This is a genomic window from Mycobacterium sp., assembly GCF_019243155.1.
Taxonomy (GTDB): Bacteria; Actinomycetota; Actinomycetes; order Mycobacteriales; family Mycobacteriaceae; genus Mycobacterium.
In genome coordinates, this window is the sequence record NZ_JAFAUS010000273.1 from 1 (window position 1) to 16697 (window position 16697).

Consider the following 16697-nt stretch of genomic DNA (forward strand, 5'->3'; position numbering starts at 1 on the left):
GGGCGCCCGGTGCTCACGACGGCCAGCGACCGCGTCGTCGGCACGTCCAAGGCGTGCATCGCCTCGCTGATGATGTATTCGCGCAGCATCGGGCCCACGGCGGCCAGTCCGTCGCCGCCTCGCGCGAACGGTGTTTGGCCGGAGCCCTTGAGGTGGATGTCGCGCAGGCGGCCATCGGAGTCGGTCAGCTCACCGAGCAGCAGCGCGCGCCCGTCGCCCAGCCGCGGGACGAAGCCGCCGAACTGATGTCCGGCGTAGGCCTGCGCGACGGGAGTGGCACCGCTCGGCACGTGGTTGCCGGCAAGGAAGCGGACCCCGTCGGGACTGCGCAGCCAGGTGGCGTCCAGGCCGAGTTGCGCGGCGAGTTGTTCGTTGAGCACCAGTAGCCGCAAATCGGGAGACGTCTCGGCCTGCCAGCGGACGGCCAATTCCGGTAACTCGCGAAAGAACCGGCCTTGTAAAGCGAGGGTCGTTTCCGGTGCAACGCTCATTCATCGAGCCTACGGAAACTCGGCCGGCGTCAACCGCTAGCCGATGGCTCGGCCAATGAGGTCGCGGGCGCGGTCGATCATGGCCGCGAACGGTCCGAGGGCGAAATTGAGCTTCGCCGACTCCACGCCGGGATGCGGGTGGGTTGGCGCGATGGCCTCGGAAGCGCGTACCGCGGCTCCCATCCGCTTGAGGTCGTTGGCATCGACTTCCCGCTCCAACACCGGGAATTCTTCGATCTCCTCTTGCCGGGCGTGTTCGAGCACGGCTTCGCGCAGCTTGGTGACTTCGTTGATGAACTGCTGCGAGGTGATGTCGAGTTTCTCGATTTCGGAGAGCAACTCCTTGGCTTCGTGCTCTTCTTTCAGCCTGGCGTCGACAATTTCATCGCCGCTCTTGTCCTCCTTGCGGACCCGCGGGTGCACCACCATTTCCTCAGCGGTCTCGTGCACGGCCAGCAGTTGGCGCAGCGTGGCGAACGGCTTTTCCCGTGCTTGCGGATCTGTAGCGTGCAGTACCTCATCGAACATGTCCTCGATGAGGTTGTGCTGCGCTTTCAGGAATGCGACGACATCGTCGGGCGTCTCGACAATCATTTCTGTCATTGCCGATACCTCCGGTAATAAGGGGATGGGATTGCGCACTGTGGGCTGAGTGCGGTTTAGACAGAAATACCCGACGTGGCAGCGCATAAACGCGTGCGGCCGTCGGCACCGGTTCTGGTGAGAATCGCTACGGTGAAGGATGACAAGCCGGACACTGACCCAGTGAAGAGACGACAGAGCAGCTGAAATGTACGAACAGGTCAACAGCAGCGCGATCGAACCCGAAGACATCGGTTCTCGCATCGACCCGGTCCTTGCCCGCAGTTGGCTGCTGGTCAACGGCGCGCATGCCGACCGGTTCCAGTCTGCGGTGCATTCCCGCGCCGACATCGTCGTTCTCGACATCGAAGACGCGGTCGCGCCCAAGGACAAGCAGGCGGCGCGCGACAACGTGGTGAACTGGCTGCAGGCCGGAAACACGGACTGGGTTCGCATCAACGGTTTCGGCACCCCCTGGTGGGCCGACGACCTGGCCGCACTGGCCGACACCACGGTCGGTGGCGTGATGCTGGCGATGGTCGAATCGGTCGACCACGTCACCGAGACGGCGAAGCGACTGCCCAACGTGCTCATCGTGGCGCTGGTCGAAACCGCTCGGGGTCTGGAACGCATCACCGAGATCGCCGCGACCAAGGGCACGTTCCGGCTCGCCTTCGGCATCGGAGACTTCCGGCGCGACACCGGCCTCGGAGAGGATCCGGCGACCCTGGCGTACACGCGGTCCCGCTTCACCATCGCCTCCAAGGCGGCCAGCCTGCCCAGCGCGATCGATGGGCCAACCATCGGCTCCAACGCGCGCAAGCTGATTGAAGCCACCTCGGTGTCCACCGAATTCGGGATGACCGGCAAGATCTGCCTCTCTCCCGAGCAGTGCACGGTGGTCAACGAGGGCCTGTCACCGTCGCAAGACGAAATCGCTTGGGCGAAAGAGTTTTTCGGCGAGTTCGAGCGTGACGGGGGAGAGATCCGCAACGGCTCCGACCTGCCGCGCATCGCGCGGGCCACCAAGATCCTCGAGCTGGCCCGCGCCTACGGCATCGAGGCGTCGGACTTCGACGACGAAGAACGGGATCATTCGCCCGCGCCGTCGGACACCTATCACTACTGATCTTCAAGGCGGGTCCGATGAGTGCTTCCGTGGATTTCCATTTCGACCCGATGTGCCCGTTCGCTTACCAGACTTCGCTGTGGATCCGCGACGTACGCGAGCAACTCGGCCTGAGGATCAACTGGCGGTTTTTCAGCCTCGAGGAGGTCAACCGCTCGGAGGGCAAGAAGCATCCGTGGGAGCGCGAGTGGTCCTACGGCTGGTCATTGATGCGGATCGGTGCGCAACTTCGCCGGACGGACATGTCGCTGCTGGATCGCTGGTACGCCGCGATCGGACGGGAACTGCACGCGCTGGGCGGCAAACCGCACGATCCCGCCGTCGCTCGTCGCCTGTTGAGCGACATCGGCGCCGGCGACGCGGTTTTCGAAGCGGCGCTGCAAGATTCGACCACCCACGACGAGGTGCGGGCGGACCACGAAAGGGTCATCGATGCGGGCGGTTTCGGAGTGCCGACGCTATTTCTGTTGGGGCAGTGCTTGTTTGGGCCGGTACTGGTCGATCCACCTACCGGCCGGGATGCCCTGACGCTGTGGAACGTCGTGACGGGCATGGCCGAGCTCCCGCACGTCTACGAGCTTCAGCGGCCGAAGGCGCCCGCCGACGCCGAGCTCATCGGCCGAAGCCTGCGTCCGTACCTCGACGGACGGGACTGGGTCAGCATCAACCGTGGTGAGGTCATCGATCTCGATCGCCTCACCGGCCGCGCGCAAGCTGGCCGTTGACACCGACCCGTGATTACCCTGACCGGGTGACCGCCAAAAAGCAGGTCCGGGTGGCGCGGGTCTACGACGAAGTCAGTCCCGACGATGGACAGCGGGTGCTGGTCGATCGCGTCTGGCCTCGGGGCGTGCGCAAAGACGACCCGCGAGTGGGCATCTGGCGCAAAGACGTCGCACCGTCGAAGGATCTCCGGGAGTGGTATCACCACCGGTCCGAAAGGTTCGACGAATTCGCTTCGCGCTACAAGGCGGAGCTGCGTGACAGCCCCGCGCTCAAGGATTTGCGCGAGCTGGCCAAACACGGAACCACAACGCTGGTCACGGCGACACGCGAGTTGGACATCAGTCAGGCGGCGGTGCTCGCCGGGCTCCTGAAAGCACGGTGAAAACGGTCTCGACCAGCAAGAGCTCAAGGGTAGGCTCGCCCGTTGAAATGACTGATACCGAACCCATACTGCCGCGGGAACTAAGCGATATTTCCGATGAAGTCCGCAGTGTCCCGGCGCCGCCGATCCCGGAATTGCCCGACCCGTACGGTATGCGCCTCGTCGATCCGGACGCCGATGCGGAGATGATCGCCGAGTGGATGAGCCGGCCGCACCTGGTCGAGGGGTGGGAGTCCGCGTGGCCGGCAGAGCGCTGGCGCCGTTACCTGACGGCGCAACTCGACGGCAGCTTTTCTCGGCCCTTCATCGCCAGCTTGGACGGAGTGGACCGCGGATACATCGAATTGTACCGGGCGGCAAAGGATTCCATCGCCCCCCGCTACGACTCTGATCCGCATGATCTCGGCCTGCACGTCGCGGTTGCGGATCTGGACTACGTGAAGCAGGGGCACGTCAGTTTCCTGCTGCCACACCTGGTGATCAGCATCCTCACGCTCGACCCGCTGTGCCGCCGAATCATGTTCGATCCCGACCATCGCAACGCGTTGGCGCGCAAGTTCTGCGAACGTGGCGGCTGCGTCTTTCTCGGCGAGCACGACATGGCCAACCGGCGGATGGCGCTGTACGTGTTGCCCCGCACGCGCGATGACGTCCCGGGCAGCCGCGAGGCCTGACGTCCGTCAACTCAGATGTGCTGGGCGAGTTGCTGTCCGAGTAGTGCCGCCGCGATGCCCAGGACGACGCTGACGATGATGTTGGCGACCGCGGCGCGCACCTGACGCTCCTCGCCGAGTCGCTGCGTTTCCAGCATCCAGGTGGAGAACGTGGTGTAGGCGCCGACGAACGCGGTGCCGGCCAGCAGGGCCGCATCCTTGCTCAGAGTGAGTCCTCCGAGGAAGCCCAGAAGTGCGGCACCGCTGATGTTCACGGCCAGGGTGCCGAACGGAAACGGCCGGGCCACCCGGCGCGCCACCGCGCGGTCGATCAGGAACCGCAACACCGATCCCACGCCACCGATGAGCGCGACGGCGCCCCAGACCAGAGTCGCCGTCATCCGCGTACCCGCACCCGGCGCACCAGCGCGGTGGACAGCTGCACGGCCAGCAGGCCCAGCACGATGCTGGTGACGGTGTAGGCGCCGGCAAGGGCCCAATGGCCATGTTCGATCATCCTGACGCTCTCGACTTGCATGGTCGAGAAGGTGGTCAGCCCACCGCAAAGTCCGGTGCCGAGCAGCGGACGCCGGTAGCTGGTGATCGGTAGCCGCTCGAGCAGCCGGGTCACGAAGTAGCCCACCAGGAACGCGCCGACGATATTGACCGCAAATGTCGGCCACGGCCAGCTCGCCGGGTCGGTGACGAGCAGAATGCTCAGCCCCGTGCGAGCCAGGGTGCCCAGCGCCCCACCGACGAATATCGCGGCCAGCTCTCGATAATCGTGTGCCACAGGTTATTCCCTTCAATGTGCGGGCCGACGGTAGCAGCCTAGGGCGAGGCTTGCCGGTTGGTGAATGCCGGAAGTATCTGAGGAGTCGGAAAGGTGCCTCGGGCGTCAGACCGGCCCGATTGCGGGCACAATCGGTAGACATGGTGGCCAACCCGCGTGCCGGTCAGCCGGCCCAGCCCGAAGACCTTGTCGACCTGCCCCATCTCGTCACTTCTTACTACTCGATGGAGCCCGACCCCGACGACGTCGCGCAGCAGGTGGCGTTCGGCACCTCGGGTCACCGCGGGTCGGCGCTGAATGGAGCGTTCAACGAGGCCCACATCCTGGCGATCACCCAAGCCATCGTCGAGTACCGCGCCGAGCACGGCACGAGCGGCCCGTTGTTCATCGGCCGTGACACGCACGGTCTTTCGGAGCCGGCATGGGTTTCGGCGCTCGAGGTGCTCGCCGCCAATGACGTGGTGGCGATGATCGACTCGGCCGACCGCTATACGCCGACGCCGGCGGTCAGCCACGCCATCCTCACGTACAACCGCGGCCGCACCGATGCGCTGGCTGACGGGATCGTCGTGACGCCCTCGCACAACCCGCCGTACGACGGCGGCTTCAAGTACAACCCGCCCAACGGCGGCCCGGCGGACACCGACGCCACCAACGCGATCGCCAAGCGCGCCAACGAGATTCTGCGCAGCGGCTCGGGTGTGAAGCGGGTGCCCTTGGCCCGGGCTTTGCAGACCGCCCAGCGTCACGACTACATGGACGCCTACGTCGCCGACTTGCCGAATGTGGTCGACCTCGACGCGATCCGCAAGGCCAAGGTGCGAATCGGGGCCGACCCGCTCGGCGGGGCCAGCGTGGATTACTGGGGTGCCATCGCCGAGCGGCACAATCTCGACCTGACCGTGGTCAATCCGTTGGTCGACGCGACATGGCGGTTCATGACGCTCGACCATGACGGCAAGATCCGGATGGACTGCAGCTCGCCGGATGCCATGGCTGGGCTCCTTGCCGTTGTCTCTGCCAACCCGGACCGCTACCAGATCGCCACCGGCAACGACGCCGACTCCGACCGGCACGGCATCGTCACCCCCGACGGGGGCCTGCTCAACCCGAACCACTACCTGGCGGTGGCGATCGACTACCTCTACACCTATCGGCCCTCGTGGCCCGGTGGCATCGCCGTCGGCAAGACCGCGGTGAGCTCATCGATCATCGACCGGGTGGTCGCCGGTATCGGGCGGAAACTCATCGAGGTGCCGGTCGGGTTCAAGTGGTTCGTCGACGGCCTGATCGGCGGCACCATCGGCTTCGGGGGCGAGGAGTCGGCGGGGGCGTCGTTCCTGCGACGCGACGGCTCGGTGTGGACCACCGACAAGGACGGCATCATCCTGGCGCTGCTGGCCTCCGAGATCCTGGCCGTCACCGGGCTGAGCCCATCGCAGCGCTACCAGGAGCTCACGGCCGAGTACGGCGCGCCGGTGTATGCGCGGGTCGACGCGCCCGCCGACCGCGACCAGAAAGCCCGGCTGTCGAAGCTCTCGGCCGAGCAGGTCGCCGCCACCGAATTGGCCGGAGAGCCGATCACCGCGAAGCTGACCAGCGCGCCTGGCAACGGCGCGGCACTGGGCGGCCTGAAGGTCACGACCGCCAACGCGTGGTTTGCTGCGCGGCCCTCGGGGACCGAGGATGTCTACAAGATTTACGCCGAATCCTTCAACGGATCCGAGCATTTGGCCGAGGTGCAGGAAGCCGCGCGCGAGGTAGTTAATAAAGTCATTGGGTGACCCTTTCCCTTCGCCTTGCCCGCCCGGGCGCGCGCGGTGCTGGTTCTGCACGGCTGCCACGCGAAGTCTGGATTCTCAGCTGGGCGAACGTGATGGTCGCGCTGGGCTACGGTGTCATCTCGCCGGCGTTACCCTCCTTTGCCCGTACTTTCGGCGTCGGCATCAAGGCGGTGACTTTCCTGGTCACCGCCTTCTCGTTGAGCCGACTGTGCTTCGCACCGATAAGCGGACTGTTGGCACAACGGTTGGGCGAACGGCGGATCTACATCGCCGGTTTGCTGATCGTCGGGTTGGCCACCGCCGCGTGCGCGTACTCCCAGGCCTACTGGCAACTAATGCTGTTCCGGATTATCAGCGGCGTCGGGTCGACGATGTTCTATGTCTCGGCGTTGGGGTTGATGATCCACATCAGCCCGGCCGATGTGCGCGGCCGGATCGCCGGGATCTTCACCACGTCGTTCATGATCGGCGCGGTCTGCGGTCCGGCGATCGGCGGGCTGACCGGTAGTTGGGGACTGACCGCCCCGTTCATCGTTTACGGCGCCGCGATGCTGATTGTGGCGGTGGTGCTGCACTACGGCCTGAGGCATTCGGCGTTGGCCGCGCCCCCGCCGGCGACACGATCGACGGTGACGATGCACGAGGCGTTGCGGTTTCGCGCGTATTGGTCGGCGCTGCTGTCCAACTTCGCGACCGGCTGGGCGGCGTTCGGGCTCCGCGTCGCGCTCGTCCCGCTGTTCGTCTCCGACGTCATGCACCGAAGCATCGGCATGATCGGCCTGGTGCTGGGCGCATTCGCGGCCGGGAATGCGGTGGCCGTCATCCCCAGTGGCTACCTGTCCGACCGGATGGGGCGACGGTCGTTGTTGATCGTCGGCCTGGCAACGTCCGGTGTGGCGACCATCTGTCTGGGTGCGGTGTCGTCGTTGACGGCGTTCATGATCGCGGCATTTGTGTCCGGTGCGACCACGGGCATTTTCATGTCACCGATGCAGGCCGCGGTCGCCGACATCCTGGGCAGCCAGGCGCGCGCCGGTATGCCGGTGGCGGCGGTGCAGATGCTCTCAGATCTCGGCGCCATCGTCGGCTCCGTGGCGGTCGGCTGGGTGGCCGAAGAGGTGAGCTTCGGTTGGGGCTTCGGCATCAGCGGGATCGTTCTGCTGATCGCCGCCGGCGCGTGGGTGCTTTCGCCGGAAACGCGGCCGCCGCTCGAGCCGGCGGCGGTTGAGCCGGAACCGAGGGCACCTGCCGTCGCAGACGGACGGGACCTCGCCTGAGCAGCAACTTTGAAGGACGGTTGCCGGTGGTGTAGCTTCGATTGGCACGACTTGGGGCTATGGCGCAGCTGGTAGCGCACCACACTGGCAGTGTGGGGGTCAGGGGTTCGAGTCCCCTTAGCTCCACCCAGATGGAAGTGCGGGTCACGTCCCGCGTCAATGCCTCCAGCAGCATTCCAGTGTGATCACGCCCGGCGTCAATCCGGATGCTGCAGCTGTGCTGCCAGATCAGACCGGTCGCGCGCCTCCAAGAACCCAGCGCACAAAATTCTCAGCTTCCTGGTACCGCTGGTACGCATGACCGACCGCCCGCGTGGGTACGCGGCTGAGTGAACGGTTGTTCGCAGCGAACCGGCGCCTCTGGTCCGGTTCGGTCGCGGGTCGAATCATTTCTCAACGGAAAGGATCGACCGACAGGCAACGGTCGGTCGGCGGGAGGAGCTTCTGATGCCCGAGGTCCAACTTCACCACGACGGACACCCGCGCTATCGCCGGATGGTCCGATTCGACTGGTCCGAGACGCCACTGCACTGGGTGCCCGACGACCCGTTCTCAACCCACATGATGAACGTCTTGCATCTGCTGCTACCTGAAGGGGAGCGACACTTCATCAAGGCCGTTCTCGAGGCGTCATCCCTGGTCGATGATCCGGAGCTGGAGGCGGCGATCAAACCCTTCATCCAGCAGGAGTCCTGGCATGCCTGGGCGCACCAGGTGGTGCTCGATCATTTGGCCGAACAGGGCATCGACACCAAGCCGTACACCTCGCGACTCCGGAAAATGCTGTCGGTGGCGCTGGGTGATCCCCCCAAGTGGTTTCCGCCGGCGATGGAGCGGTGGTGGCTGTATCGACGTCTGGCCGACGTAGCGGCGCTGGAGCATTACACCGCGATGCTGGGTCAATGGGTGCTGCAGAACCGCGGTCTGGATTATGCGGGCACGGACCCGATGATGCTGGATCTGCTGCGCTGGCACGGCGCCGAGGAGGTCGAACACCGCTCACTGGTGTTCGACGTCTACCAACACGTGTGCGGCAACTACTTCATCAGAGCGTTTTCCATGCTGATGACCACCCCGTTGTTTTACGGGTGGTGGATCGCCGGAGCGAAGTATCTGATGGCCCACGACCCGACGATCGACCAGAAGTGGCGTTGGCGCGACTGGTGGCGTGCGGCCCGTGAGTACAAGTTGCCCGGTCCGTGGCAGCTGATGGTGACGCAACCCGCCAGGTACATGAGGCCTTCTCATCATCCCGGTCCCGAAGCGGTGACGACGATGGCGGTCGAGTACATCAAGAAATCACCGGCAGCGAAGGCCGCCCGCGAACGGGCTCAGCTAGAAGGGAAGGCCGCGGTTCGATGAAGGTTTCAGTGGATCTTGACACCTGCGACGGCAACGGCGTGTGCATGAGCCTGTGCCACGAGGTATTCGACGTACGAGAAGACGGTCTGCATGTACTCCAGGAGCAGCCGCGGCGGGAGCTACGCGGTCCGTTGAGAGCCGCCGAAGTGTCCTGCCCCACCGGGGCGATCGTGGTGGAGGACTGACGCGATGCCCACACATCGACAGCTGCAGCAGGTCGTCGTCGTCGGTGCCGGCGTGGCCGGGATGGGGGCGGCGGAAACGTTGCGACGGGACGGCTATGACGGCGCCCTCACGATCGTCGGCGCCGAACGACAAGCCCCCTACCATCGACCGCCGCTGTCGAAGAAGCTGCTCAGCGGTCAGGTGCACCGAGCGGGCATCGACATGGCGCCGCAGTTCGACACGGACGCGCGGGTGCTCAGGGGGGCATCTGCGGTTGGGCTGGACCTATCCGCAGGTACGGTCCAGGTTCGCGACGACGGTCAGAACCTGTCCTTGGATTTCGATGGAGTCGTAATAGCCAGCGGCGCAGAGCCGCGCGAATGGCCGGGCGGCCAAGTCCCCGATGGGGTGTTTCTGCTGCGAACGGTAGAGGACTGTCTGGCGATTCGAAAACGACTCGGCTCGCGTCCTCGGGTCGTGGTGATCGGGGGCGGATTCATCGGCAGCGAGGTCGCTGCGACCTGCCGATTGCGGGGGCTGGATGTCGTGCTCGTGGAGAAGGCCGCTGGGCCGCTGGTTCAAGCGTTAGGCGCTGAGTTGGCGCCGTGTTGGGCGAAGTTGCATCGCGAACATGGTGTGGACTTGCGCGTCGGCGTGGGCGTCGACGAATTCGTCGGCAACGGACATATCGAAGCAGTTCGACTCGCCGACGGTTCGCAGGTACCAGCCGATGTCGTGATCGTCGGTCTCGGCGTTACGCCAGCCACCGGCTGGCTGGAAGGCTCGGGTCTGCATCTGGACGACGGGGTGGTCTGCGATGCCAAAGGAATCGCCGAGGGCAATGACGGCGACGGCATTGTCGTCGCGGCCGGTGACGTCGCGCGCTGGTGGCATCCGCTCTATGACCGACACCTGCGTACCGAGCACTGGGACGACGCCGGACGCCAGGGCGCGGCCGCGGCGCGCACACTGCTGGCCGGACCCGAGCACGCCGAAGCCTTCGACGAGGTGCCGTACTTCTGGTCCGACCAATACGACGTCAAGCTGCAAATGCTGGGCGTACCAACTGAATACGACGCCGTCGAGATCATCGAAGGCAGTCCGGACGGGTGGGAATTCGTCGGCGCTTACGGGCGGGGCGGTCGCACCATCGCGGTGCTCGGGACGATCCCGGGCCGGGTACATGCCTATCGAGAGGCCATCGAGAAGCGCGCCGAATTCCCGCCGAGCCCACCGGACTAGCAGACGTGGACTTCGTAATCCCCCATGACACTCGGGGCGACTCGAGACGCGCCTTTTTGGGTACAGCATCCACATGCATCGCCCCGACACGATCATCGAAATCCATCGCGAACGCGTGCAGGATCAGACGGTCGAGATGTTCAGCGGCGACAAGTACACGCAGTCCGTCGACGGCACCGGTTACTCCGCGACGGCCACCCTTGACCTCACCCTGGATCGCGTCTGGTTCGTCCTCGACTCTCGTGGGCGGCTGTGGCAGGAGGAAGCCGACGGTGAACTTCGCGACCCGCTGCGGCACTTCGCAATAGACCTCGCGATATTCGATTCCAAGATCGTTATCGACTCCGTTACCTGCATCCCGCTGGTATCGCTGCCCCCGGCTACTATCACGATCCCGGATGGTCCGCGTGCCGGAGAGTCGCGCGAGATTGCGTACAACGAGATCCCGCTGTTCGGGCGGCTGACAATTCACGATCAGCTCGAACCACACCAAATAGAGCCGGGCAAGCAGACGATCGCCCTGAACTTCACCTCCCAGGATGCTCCCGTGTTGGTGGCCACCCCGCTGCCGGACCAGCACGTCGGTTGGCTGTTCGCCCCGCACGTCGAGCGGCGTGAGGACGGTGTCACCATTTTCAAGGGCCAGGACCCGCGGATCAGCTGGGAACTCGACTACGCCGAAGCGCATTGGATAACTCACAGCATCGCCGGGGAGCTGATGGTGAACCTGGAGAAACTGCAGCACCCCGGCCTGTCCGACGACGAAGCCAGAACCCGGGTCCTCGACTCGCTTGCCGCCCAAATCGCCGATGCGGTCCGCCCGCAACTAGAGGCAATGGGAGACAACGGGATTCAGACGCTACTGCCGTCACCGGTAGATGTCGATCCGGAGGCACAAGACGACAGCACGGCCAAGGAACTCGACGCCGTCGTGCAACGCTTCGACGTCGGTGAGGTCACCGAGGAATCCATGGTGGTGCAGCTGCAGACACTGCGCGAGTTGCCGCTCGGGGAGGAACTACCCGCGTCCGTCCTTGCCGAAAACCCCCGCGAGAGGGCGGCTTTGGCCGTCACCGGGTGGAGCATTCTGCGGCAGGTCCGTGACACCGTGATGAACAGTTTCGATCTCGACGAGAGCGACTTTGATCCCGATGCGCCGTGCGCGCTGGCGGGCCCGAAGACCATCAGCATCGGTGGGCAAGACCGCAGCCTCGACGCCCTCGACGCCGACATTGTGCCGCGAACCGAGGACGGCCGATTGGTCGTCGATGGAACCGTGAGCGCCGACACCAAGCTCTACGACTTCAAGGCCACCTTCAAGGTGGTGTACGAGATGGGCCTGGGCGACATCCCGCGCGACCCAAAGGGCAAAGAGGTATTACGAGAGGACGTCGACTCCATCGAGTTTCTCGAGCAGACGCTGAAACTGGTTGGTCAGAAGAAGCGCACCGGTCACCTCAGCACCGAGGAGTACGAGGCGGAGGTCAAGCGAGTTCGCGAGCGATTCGATCGGCTGCCGCGAACCGTGGGGGTGCGTCCGGCGCAGAATTCTGAGCCGGACGTGAACGCGGACTTCAGCTTGACCACAGCCGGAAAGGTGGCCACCGCCACAGGCGCGGCGGCTGTCGTCGGTCTGCTCGCGCTGCCGGTGACCTGGATAGCGGGGGCTGCTGGGGTCGGCGCCGCCGGGGCGGGCGGATTGTTGACGCTGGCGATCGCGCAGTACATCACCACCGTCCTGACCATCGACTGGTTCGGCGCCGGCATCGGTTCCCGTCAGGTCAAGAAATCGCTGAACGACCAACCCGAGGGCACATCACTTCCTCCGATCGGAATGCCGGTCGACCTGGACCTCAACCGCCAGCGCCTCGCGGTGTACTTCCGTCCGGTGCCGGCGAAATTATGGGTCGATTGCGTCATGGCGGATGCGGACGAAGGCGAGGCGGGTGACGGCGAGGGCGTCCGGGTCATCGGTGGCCGGTGGCCCACCGATGGCCACCCGTGGAGGCTTTCCCACGATGATGCGGTGTTGTTCGTCGACTCCGGCGAACTGCAGCTTCTCGTCGATCCGGCCAGCGGGTCCGGGGACGAGTTATCGGTTGGCGTTGACGCCGAAGAGGACGGACGCCGCCGCCTGCGGGCCCAGAGCGATCCCGACACACTGCAGCGGCTTCCGCAATGCTCTCTTGACGCCGTCAAAAACCGAGAAAGAAACCGCAGTTAACGAGCGGGGCTGAACCGCCTGCGAGTCCTCTTGGCTGTCTCGCGTGTGGGCCGGAGGCCGCACAGACTACGAATACTGTTCTCGCACAACATAATCCGCATCAGCTATGGAATCTCGTACACCACCATCTTGTCGGCGATGCCGCGCAGCGCGGCCTCCTTCCGAATCGGTCTGATCGCCTCCTTCTCCAGGATGGCGGCCACGCCGGGCGCTTCGATGACGGGACCGGTGACGTGGATCTCCTGCGAGGTCGACAGGCTCTGCACCCGCGCCGCGATGTTGACGGTCTGGCCGAAGTAGTCCTGCCGCTCATTCAGCATCACCGCGAGACACGGCCCCTCATGGATGCCGATCTTTACGATCAGGTCGGACTTGCCGCGCTCGGCATTGAGCTTGTCCATCGCGGCCCGCATCCGCAAGCCCGCGACGAGCGCCTGGTCCGGCTGGACAAAGGTCGCCATCACAGCGTCGCCGATCGTCTTGACCACAGCGCCCTTCTCGGCCGCGATGATTTCCAGAAGCGCGCGGAAATGTGCGCGCACCAGGTCGAACGCGGCGAGGTCTCCCACCCGCTCGTAAAGCGCGGTCGACCCCTTCAAGTCGGTGAACAGAAAGGTCAACGAGGTGATCTTGAGACGCTGATCGATGTTGAGATTGTCGGCCTTGAACACATCGCGAAACGTCTGGTTCGACAGCATTCGCTTGGCGGTGAGGAAGGGCCTGCGCTTGCCCAGCAGACGGTGGAGAGCGTCGGCCGAGACAAAGACGGTGGGCAGCGTTCGCACGTTGGACTCATTGTCGAGAGCCAGCCGCAGCGGACCCGGACGCAAGGTGGTCGACCCGGTCGGGGGATGCGATTTGTTGAAGACAACCCCGAGCTGTTGAGGTTCTGTGGTCGGCTCGCCCTGGACGTCGATGAAATGCGCGGAATGCGTTACCGGCTCGAAAACGATGATGAATTGCGGCGGAAGCTCTATCGACAGCACCGCCTTGTGGCCGGCGGGAAGCTCCAGCGCATCGAGTGTCAGTTCCTCGGTCAGCGACGCAAAGGAATCCTCGTCGAGGTCGATGCCCGAACTCCAGAAGACCTGCTTGTAGTAATCCCATAGCGGCAGCGTGTTGGGATCGTGGGCGGCAATTCGCCTGACCTTGGGACTCACCGTAAAGGCCACCTCGACCTGCTCGTCGACGGACGGCTCGTAGCCACAGGCGCATAACCCACAGTGGTAGTCATCTTCGCGCAGCGATTTCAGTGTGTCGTGTGCGTCCAGCACGCCGCTGCAACCGGGACAAAGCACATTCCAGGTGAGATCGAACAGGCCAAGTCGCGAGGCATGCAAAAAGCCGGAGATCACCATTTCTTCGTCGAAGCCGGTGCGCTTGGCAAAGTCAAGGGCGTTGATCCGATTGAGCCCATGGTCTTCGCCCTGCTCGATGAGCCGTGCGATGGCATCCGCGACGGCCCCATCGGCCTTTTGCTTCAGAACCGACAACTGGGACCTGGTATTGCTCATGACTCCAACCTAAATCGCAGAGCCGCAACCCGGCAGTGCAGATTTCGCTGAGGGTAAGACAGGGGTTCGAGTCCCTTAGTGGATTTCTCGGACGAATTATTGCCGCGAAGTCACTTTGTGAGCTCCCATTTGCGGGCGAGGTGAGTGGGCAAGGCGAACGACGCCCGCGTGCCACCTCGCTCGAGGTCGAACATCCCGCGCAGCAGTTCCCTCGTGAACGGTCGGGCAATGCCCGACACGACTTCATAGCGCCCGGAATCCTGCCTGCCCGGGCGGCCAAAAACGCGAACGTAAACCCAGTTGGTGATGCGCTGGACTCGCCTGACCTCGCCCCCAAGATCGGACTGTGGCACGAGCAGCAGGTCCGCGGTGTTGTCGCCGATCAGATGGCGGATCAATGGGGGAATCGTCTCGTCGAACTGTCGCAAGGGCGTGAGCTGGTCGAGCAGTACAAGGAGCGCACGGGTCATGTGCTGCCCCTCGGGTGACGCCTTGAACTGCCTGCGCCGGATGAGGTCGATCAGCGCGTTGGCCTCGGAGACGTCAAACACCAATAGCTCATCGCACACGCCGAGCTGATGCCCGATGACGTTCCATAAGTGCAGGTATGCGTCCTTGTCCGCGGCGGGCACTGACACGCCCAGGTGCTCCATCGGTTCGCCGACGACAAACCAGAAAACCAGCAGCGTCGCGGCGAGGTCCTCCTGGTTGATCGGTGTGCCCCAATCGCGATGCCACATGTGCGGCTGCTGTTTGCGGCGCTCCTCGATCAGCAGGCGCACCGCGGCGTGCATCAGCCGAATCTTCTGGATGGTGCGCCGGCCCACACCGTTCTTGTCGAGGCTGCCGGGGTTGAGCACGTCGAACAGGAACTGGGCGGTCTCCATTACCCGTCGGCGTGCGTTGGTATCGAGCTGCGCGGTCAGGTACAACACCTTCACGGCTTTGGCTGCCGCGTACGCCGACGGGAGCGAGGCGCAGAACAGGCACAACGTGATCTCGATACCCATTGTCTCGAATAGCTTCTGTCCGCGTGCGATCTTGCCCATGTCGGCCCAGTCGGGCAGGTCCACGGTTTCTTTCAGGAACGTTTGGACCTCCGGGGGCAGCTCCGCCGGGACTGGCTGATCGACGCGCACCAGCTTGTGCAGCATGTCGTTGACAGCGCCGACACCGTCCCGCTTGAATACCGCCTTGACCGCGCAATCGGCTACCGGGTCGCCTTTCTTTCGCATTTCATCGAGCTTTGCCTTCGTCAAACCGGAGGCATTTTTTACGCGCGCCATGCGCCAAAGCATGACAGATTCTGCGCACGGCGTGGGGTTATTTCAGGACGAGATATGCCGGGGGACTTTAGTTTTGCTTCCTAGCAAACCACTGGACAGCGTGGGATGGCCGGCGAGAGAACTGGTGTAGAAGTGTTCGACAAAATGCGATGCCCACTTTCTATGGGGCTTCGAATCGTCGTGGATGTCGTTGGCGCCAATGTCGGCCAAAAACGTTGCGAGTACCGATATGTCACGTAGTCTTTGAGATTCTTGTTGCCACCACATTTGTCTGTGAATCGTGAGGACGGACGCGATGGTCGACGCCGATGACGAATTCATGCACGCACCGGGGCCACACCGTCACTGGCAGGAAAGCTTCTTCTTCAGTTGGTTCGACGCCGGATCGGACGCAACGGGCTTGGCCCGCATTGGATATCGGCCCAGCAATCACACTGCTGACGCGCTGCTGTACACCATGCGGAATGGCAGAGTTGAGGGCGGCTACGCCAGACTCAACACCCGCTACACCGGTACCCCCGATCCCAGCCGGCTAAAGGTGGGCGCTCTGGAGTTCCACATGAGCGAACCGATGTCGAAGTGGCGGCTACTGCTGCGGGGCCAAGACGAGGTGGACCTGACATGGACTGCGCTGCACGCGCCGTTCGATTTTCGTGCCGAAGCACCTCCTGGGCTGTACATCCCACCCGGGATCGCCGATGTGCACATGGAGCAGTCCGGACGGGTCACAGGCACCGTAAAGATGAGCGGAACGACCTACGAGATCGACGGCCTCGGTCAGCGAGACAAGTCCTGGGGGGACCGCGAGTGGAGCACCATCGAGGGCTGGAATTGGATCCCGATGCTGTATGGCCCAGACTTCACCATGAATTGCACCCAGCTGATCAACGGTGGTCGGAAATACCTGTGCGGCTACATCTTTCACAATAGCGCCAACGATCCGGTGACGGAGTTGACCGTGGATTACGGATGGGCCGGCCTTCACGTGCCGGGTACCTCGCGCATCGCGGTCACCGACACCAGCGGCTTGCGGCTGGAGATCCAGGGCAGCGCAACCGCCCAATCATGCTTGTACCGAAAGGGTTTG

Annotated in this window: 17 protein-coding genes and 1 tRNA gene; 12 read left to right on the plus strand and 6 right to left on the minus strand. The window is 64.1% G+C overall.

Features of this window, described 5'->3' with window-relative positions:
• Together JOZ00_RS13430 and JOZ00_RS13435 are read right to left on the minus strand one after the other, a co-directional pair.
• Nucleotides 1-491: protein adenylyltransferase SelO family protein (locus JOZ00_RS13430; protein ID WP_293344447.1), on the minus strand; the 491-nt coding region annotated here is incomplete at its 3' end.
• A 36-nt stretch (nt 492-527) separates the two neighbouring features.
• Nucleotides 528-1094, minus strand: a complete 567-nt coding sequence (locus JOZ00_RS13435) for a hemerythrin domain-containing protein (protein WP_293344448.1) — start codon at nt 1092-1094, stop codon at nt 528-530.
• A 187-nt stretch (nt 1095-1281) separates the two neighbouring features.
• Here JOZ00_RS13435 and JOZ00_RS13440 point away from each other — a divergent pair, with 187 nt between their 5' ends.
• Genes JOZ00_RS13440 through JOZ00_RS13455 form a run of 4 tightly spaced genes read left to right on the plus strand, consistent with a single transcriptional unit; the run spans nt 1282 to nt 3984 of the window.
• A complete protein-coding gene (locus JOZ00_RS13440) occupies nt 1282-2202 on the plus strand; it encodes a CoA ester lyase (protein WP_293344449.1) in 921 nt (306 codons plus the stop codon).
• A 17-nt stretch (nt 2203-2219) separates the two neighbouring features.
• Complete coding sequence (locus JOZ00_RS13445) at nt 2220-2927, plus strand: DsbA family protein (RefSeq protein ID WP_293344450.1); 708 nt, start codon at nt 2220-2222, stop codon at nt 2925-2927.
• A 26-nt stretch (nt 2928-2953) separates the two neighbouring features.
• The gene (locus JOZ00_RS13450; RefSeq protein WP_293344451.1) at nt 2954-3310 is read left to right on the plus strand and encodes a DUF488 family protein; all 357 of its coding nucleotides are present in this window, start codon (nt 2954-2956) and stop codon (nt 3308-3310) included.
• Between the two features lie 47 nt (nt 3311-3357).
• Nucleotides 3358-3984: a GNAT family N-acetyltransferase gene (locus tag JOZ00_RS13455; RefSeq protein ID WP_293344452.1), complete on the plus strand. Its 627-nt coding sequence runs from the start codon at nt 3358-3360 to the stop codon at nt 3982-3984.
• Between the two features lie 11 nt (nt 3985-3995).
• Here the strand turns inward: JOZ00_RS13455 and crcB (JOZ00_RS13460) are convergent, their stop codons facing one another.
• Together crcB (JOZ00_RS13460) and crcB (JOZ00_RS13465) are read right to left on the minus strand one after the other, a co-directional pair.
• On the minus strand, nt 3996-4364 hold the full coding sequence (gene crcB, locus JOZ00_RS13460; RefSeq protein ID WP_293344453.1) for a fluoride efflux transporter CrcB: 369 nt from the start codon (nt 4362-4364) through the stop codon (nt 3996-3998).
• Complete coding sequence (crcB, locus tag JOZ00_RS13465) at nt 4361-4756, minus strand: fluoride efflux transporter CrcB (RefSeq protein WP_293344454.1); 396 nt, start codon at nt 4754-4756, stop codon at nt 4361-4363. Before crcB (JOZ00_RS13465) ends, crcB (JOZ00_RS13460) begins: the two co-directional genes overlap by 4 nt.
• 140 nt (nt 4757-4896) lie before the next feature.
• Here crcB (JOZ00_RS13465) and pgm point away from each other — a divergent pair, with 140 nt between their 5' ends.
• The 7 genes from pgm to JOZ00_RS13500 all read left to right on the plus strand — a co-directional run bounded on the left by pgm (nt 4897) and on the right by JOZ00_RS13500 (nt 12810).
• On the plus strand, nt 4897-6540 hold the full coding sequence (pgm, locus tag JOZ00_RS13470; protein WP_293344455.1) for a phosphoglucomutase (alpha-D-glucose-1,6-bisphosphate-dependent): 1644 nt from the start codon (nt 4897-4899) through the stop codon (nt 6538-6540).
• 53 nt (nt 6541-6593) lie between these two features.
• On the plus strand, nt 6594-7817 hold the full coding sequence (locus tag JOZ00_RS13475) for an MFS transporter (RefSeq protein ID WP_293344462.1): 1224 nt from the start codon (nt 6594-6596) through the stop codon (nt 7815-7817).
• A gap of 53 nt (nt 7818-7870) precedes the next feature.
• Nucleotides 7871-7943 (plus strand) — tRNA-Ala (locus JOZ00_RS13480).
• 321 nt (nt 7944-8264) lie between these two features.
• Nucleotides 8265-9179, plus strand: coding sequence for a metal-dependent hydrolase (locus JOZ00_RS13485; protein ID WP_293344456.1), 915 nt, complete (start codon nt 8265-8267; stop codon nt 9177-9179).
• Nucleotides 9176-9364: a ferredoxin gene (locus tag JOZ00_RS13490; RefSeq protein WP_067349764.1), complete on the plus strand. Its 189-nt coding sequence runs from the start codon at nt 9176-9178 to the stop codon at nt 9362-9364. Before JOZ00_RS13485 ends, JOZ00_RS13490 begins: the two co-directional genes overlap by 4 nt.
• Nucleotides 9365-9368: 4 nt before the next feature.
• Nucleotides 9369-10586 (plus strand): FAD/NAD(P)-binding oxidoreductase, encoded by a 1218-nt coding sequence (locus JOZ00_RS13495; RefSeq protein WP_293344457.1) that lies wholly within the window; start codon nt 9369-9371, stop codon nt 10584-10586.
• Nucleotides 10587-10659: 73 nt separating this feature from the next.
• Nucleotides 10660-12810: a hypothetical protein gene (locus JOZ00_RS13500; RefSeq protein WP_293344458.1), complete on the plus strand. Its 2151-nt coding sequence runs from the start codon at nt 10660-10662 to the stop codon at nt 12808-12810.
• Nucleotides 12811-12914: 104 nt separating this feature from the next.
• Here JOZ00_RS13500 and JOZ00_RS13505 read toward each other — a convergent pair whose 3' ends face one another.
• A complete protein-coding gene (locus JOZ00_RS13505) occupies nt 12915-14324 on the minus strand; it encodes an adenylate/guanylate cyclase domain-containing protein (protein WP_293344459.1) in 1410 nt (469 codons plus the stop codon).
• Between the two features lie 110 nt (nt 14325-14434).
• Nucleotides 14435-15622 carry an oxygenase MpaB family protein gene (locus tag JOZ00_RS13510; protein ID WP_293344460.1) on the minus strand — a complete coding sequence of 396 codons (1188 nt, stop codon included), beginning with the start codon at nt 15620-15622 and terminating at the stop codon, nt 14435-14437.
• Nucleotides 15623-15890: 268 nt separating this feature from the next.
• Here JOZ00_RS13510 and JOZ00_RS13515 point away from each other — a divergent pair.
• A partial coding sequence (locus JOZ00_RS13515) for a hypothetical protein (RefSeq protein WP_293344461.1) occupies nt 15891-16697 on the plus strand: 807 nt, incomplete at its 3' end.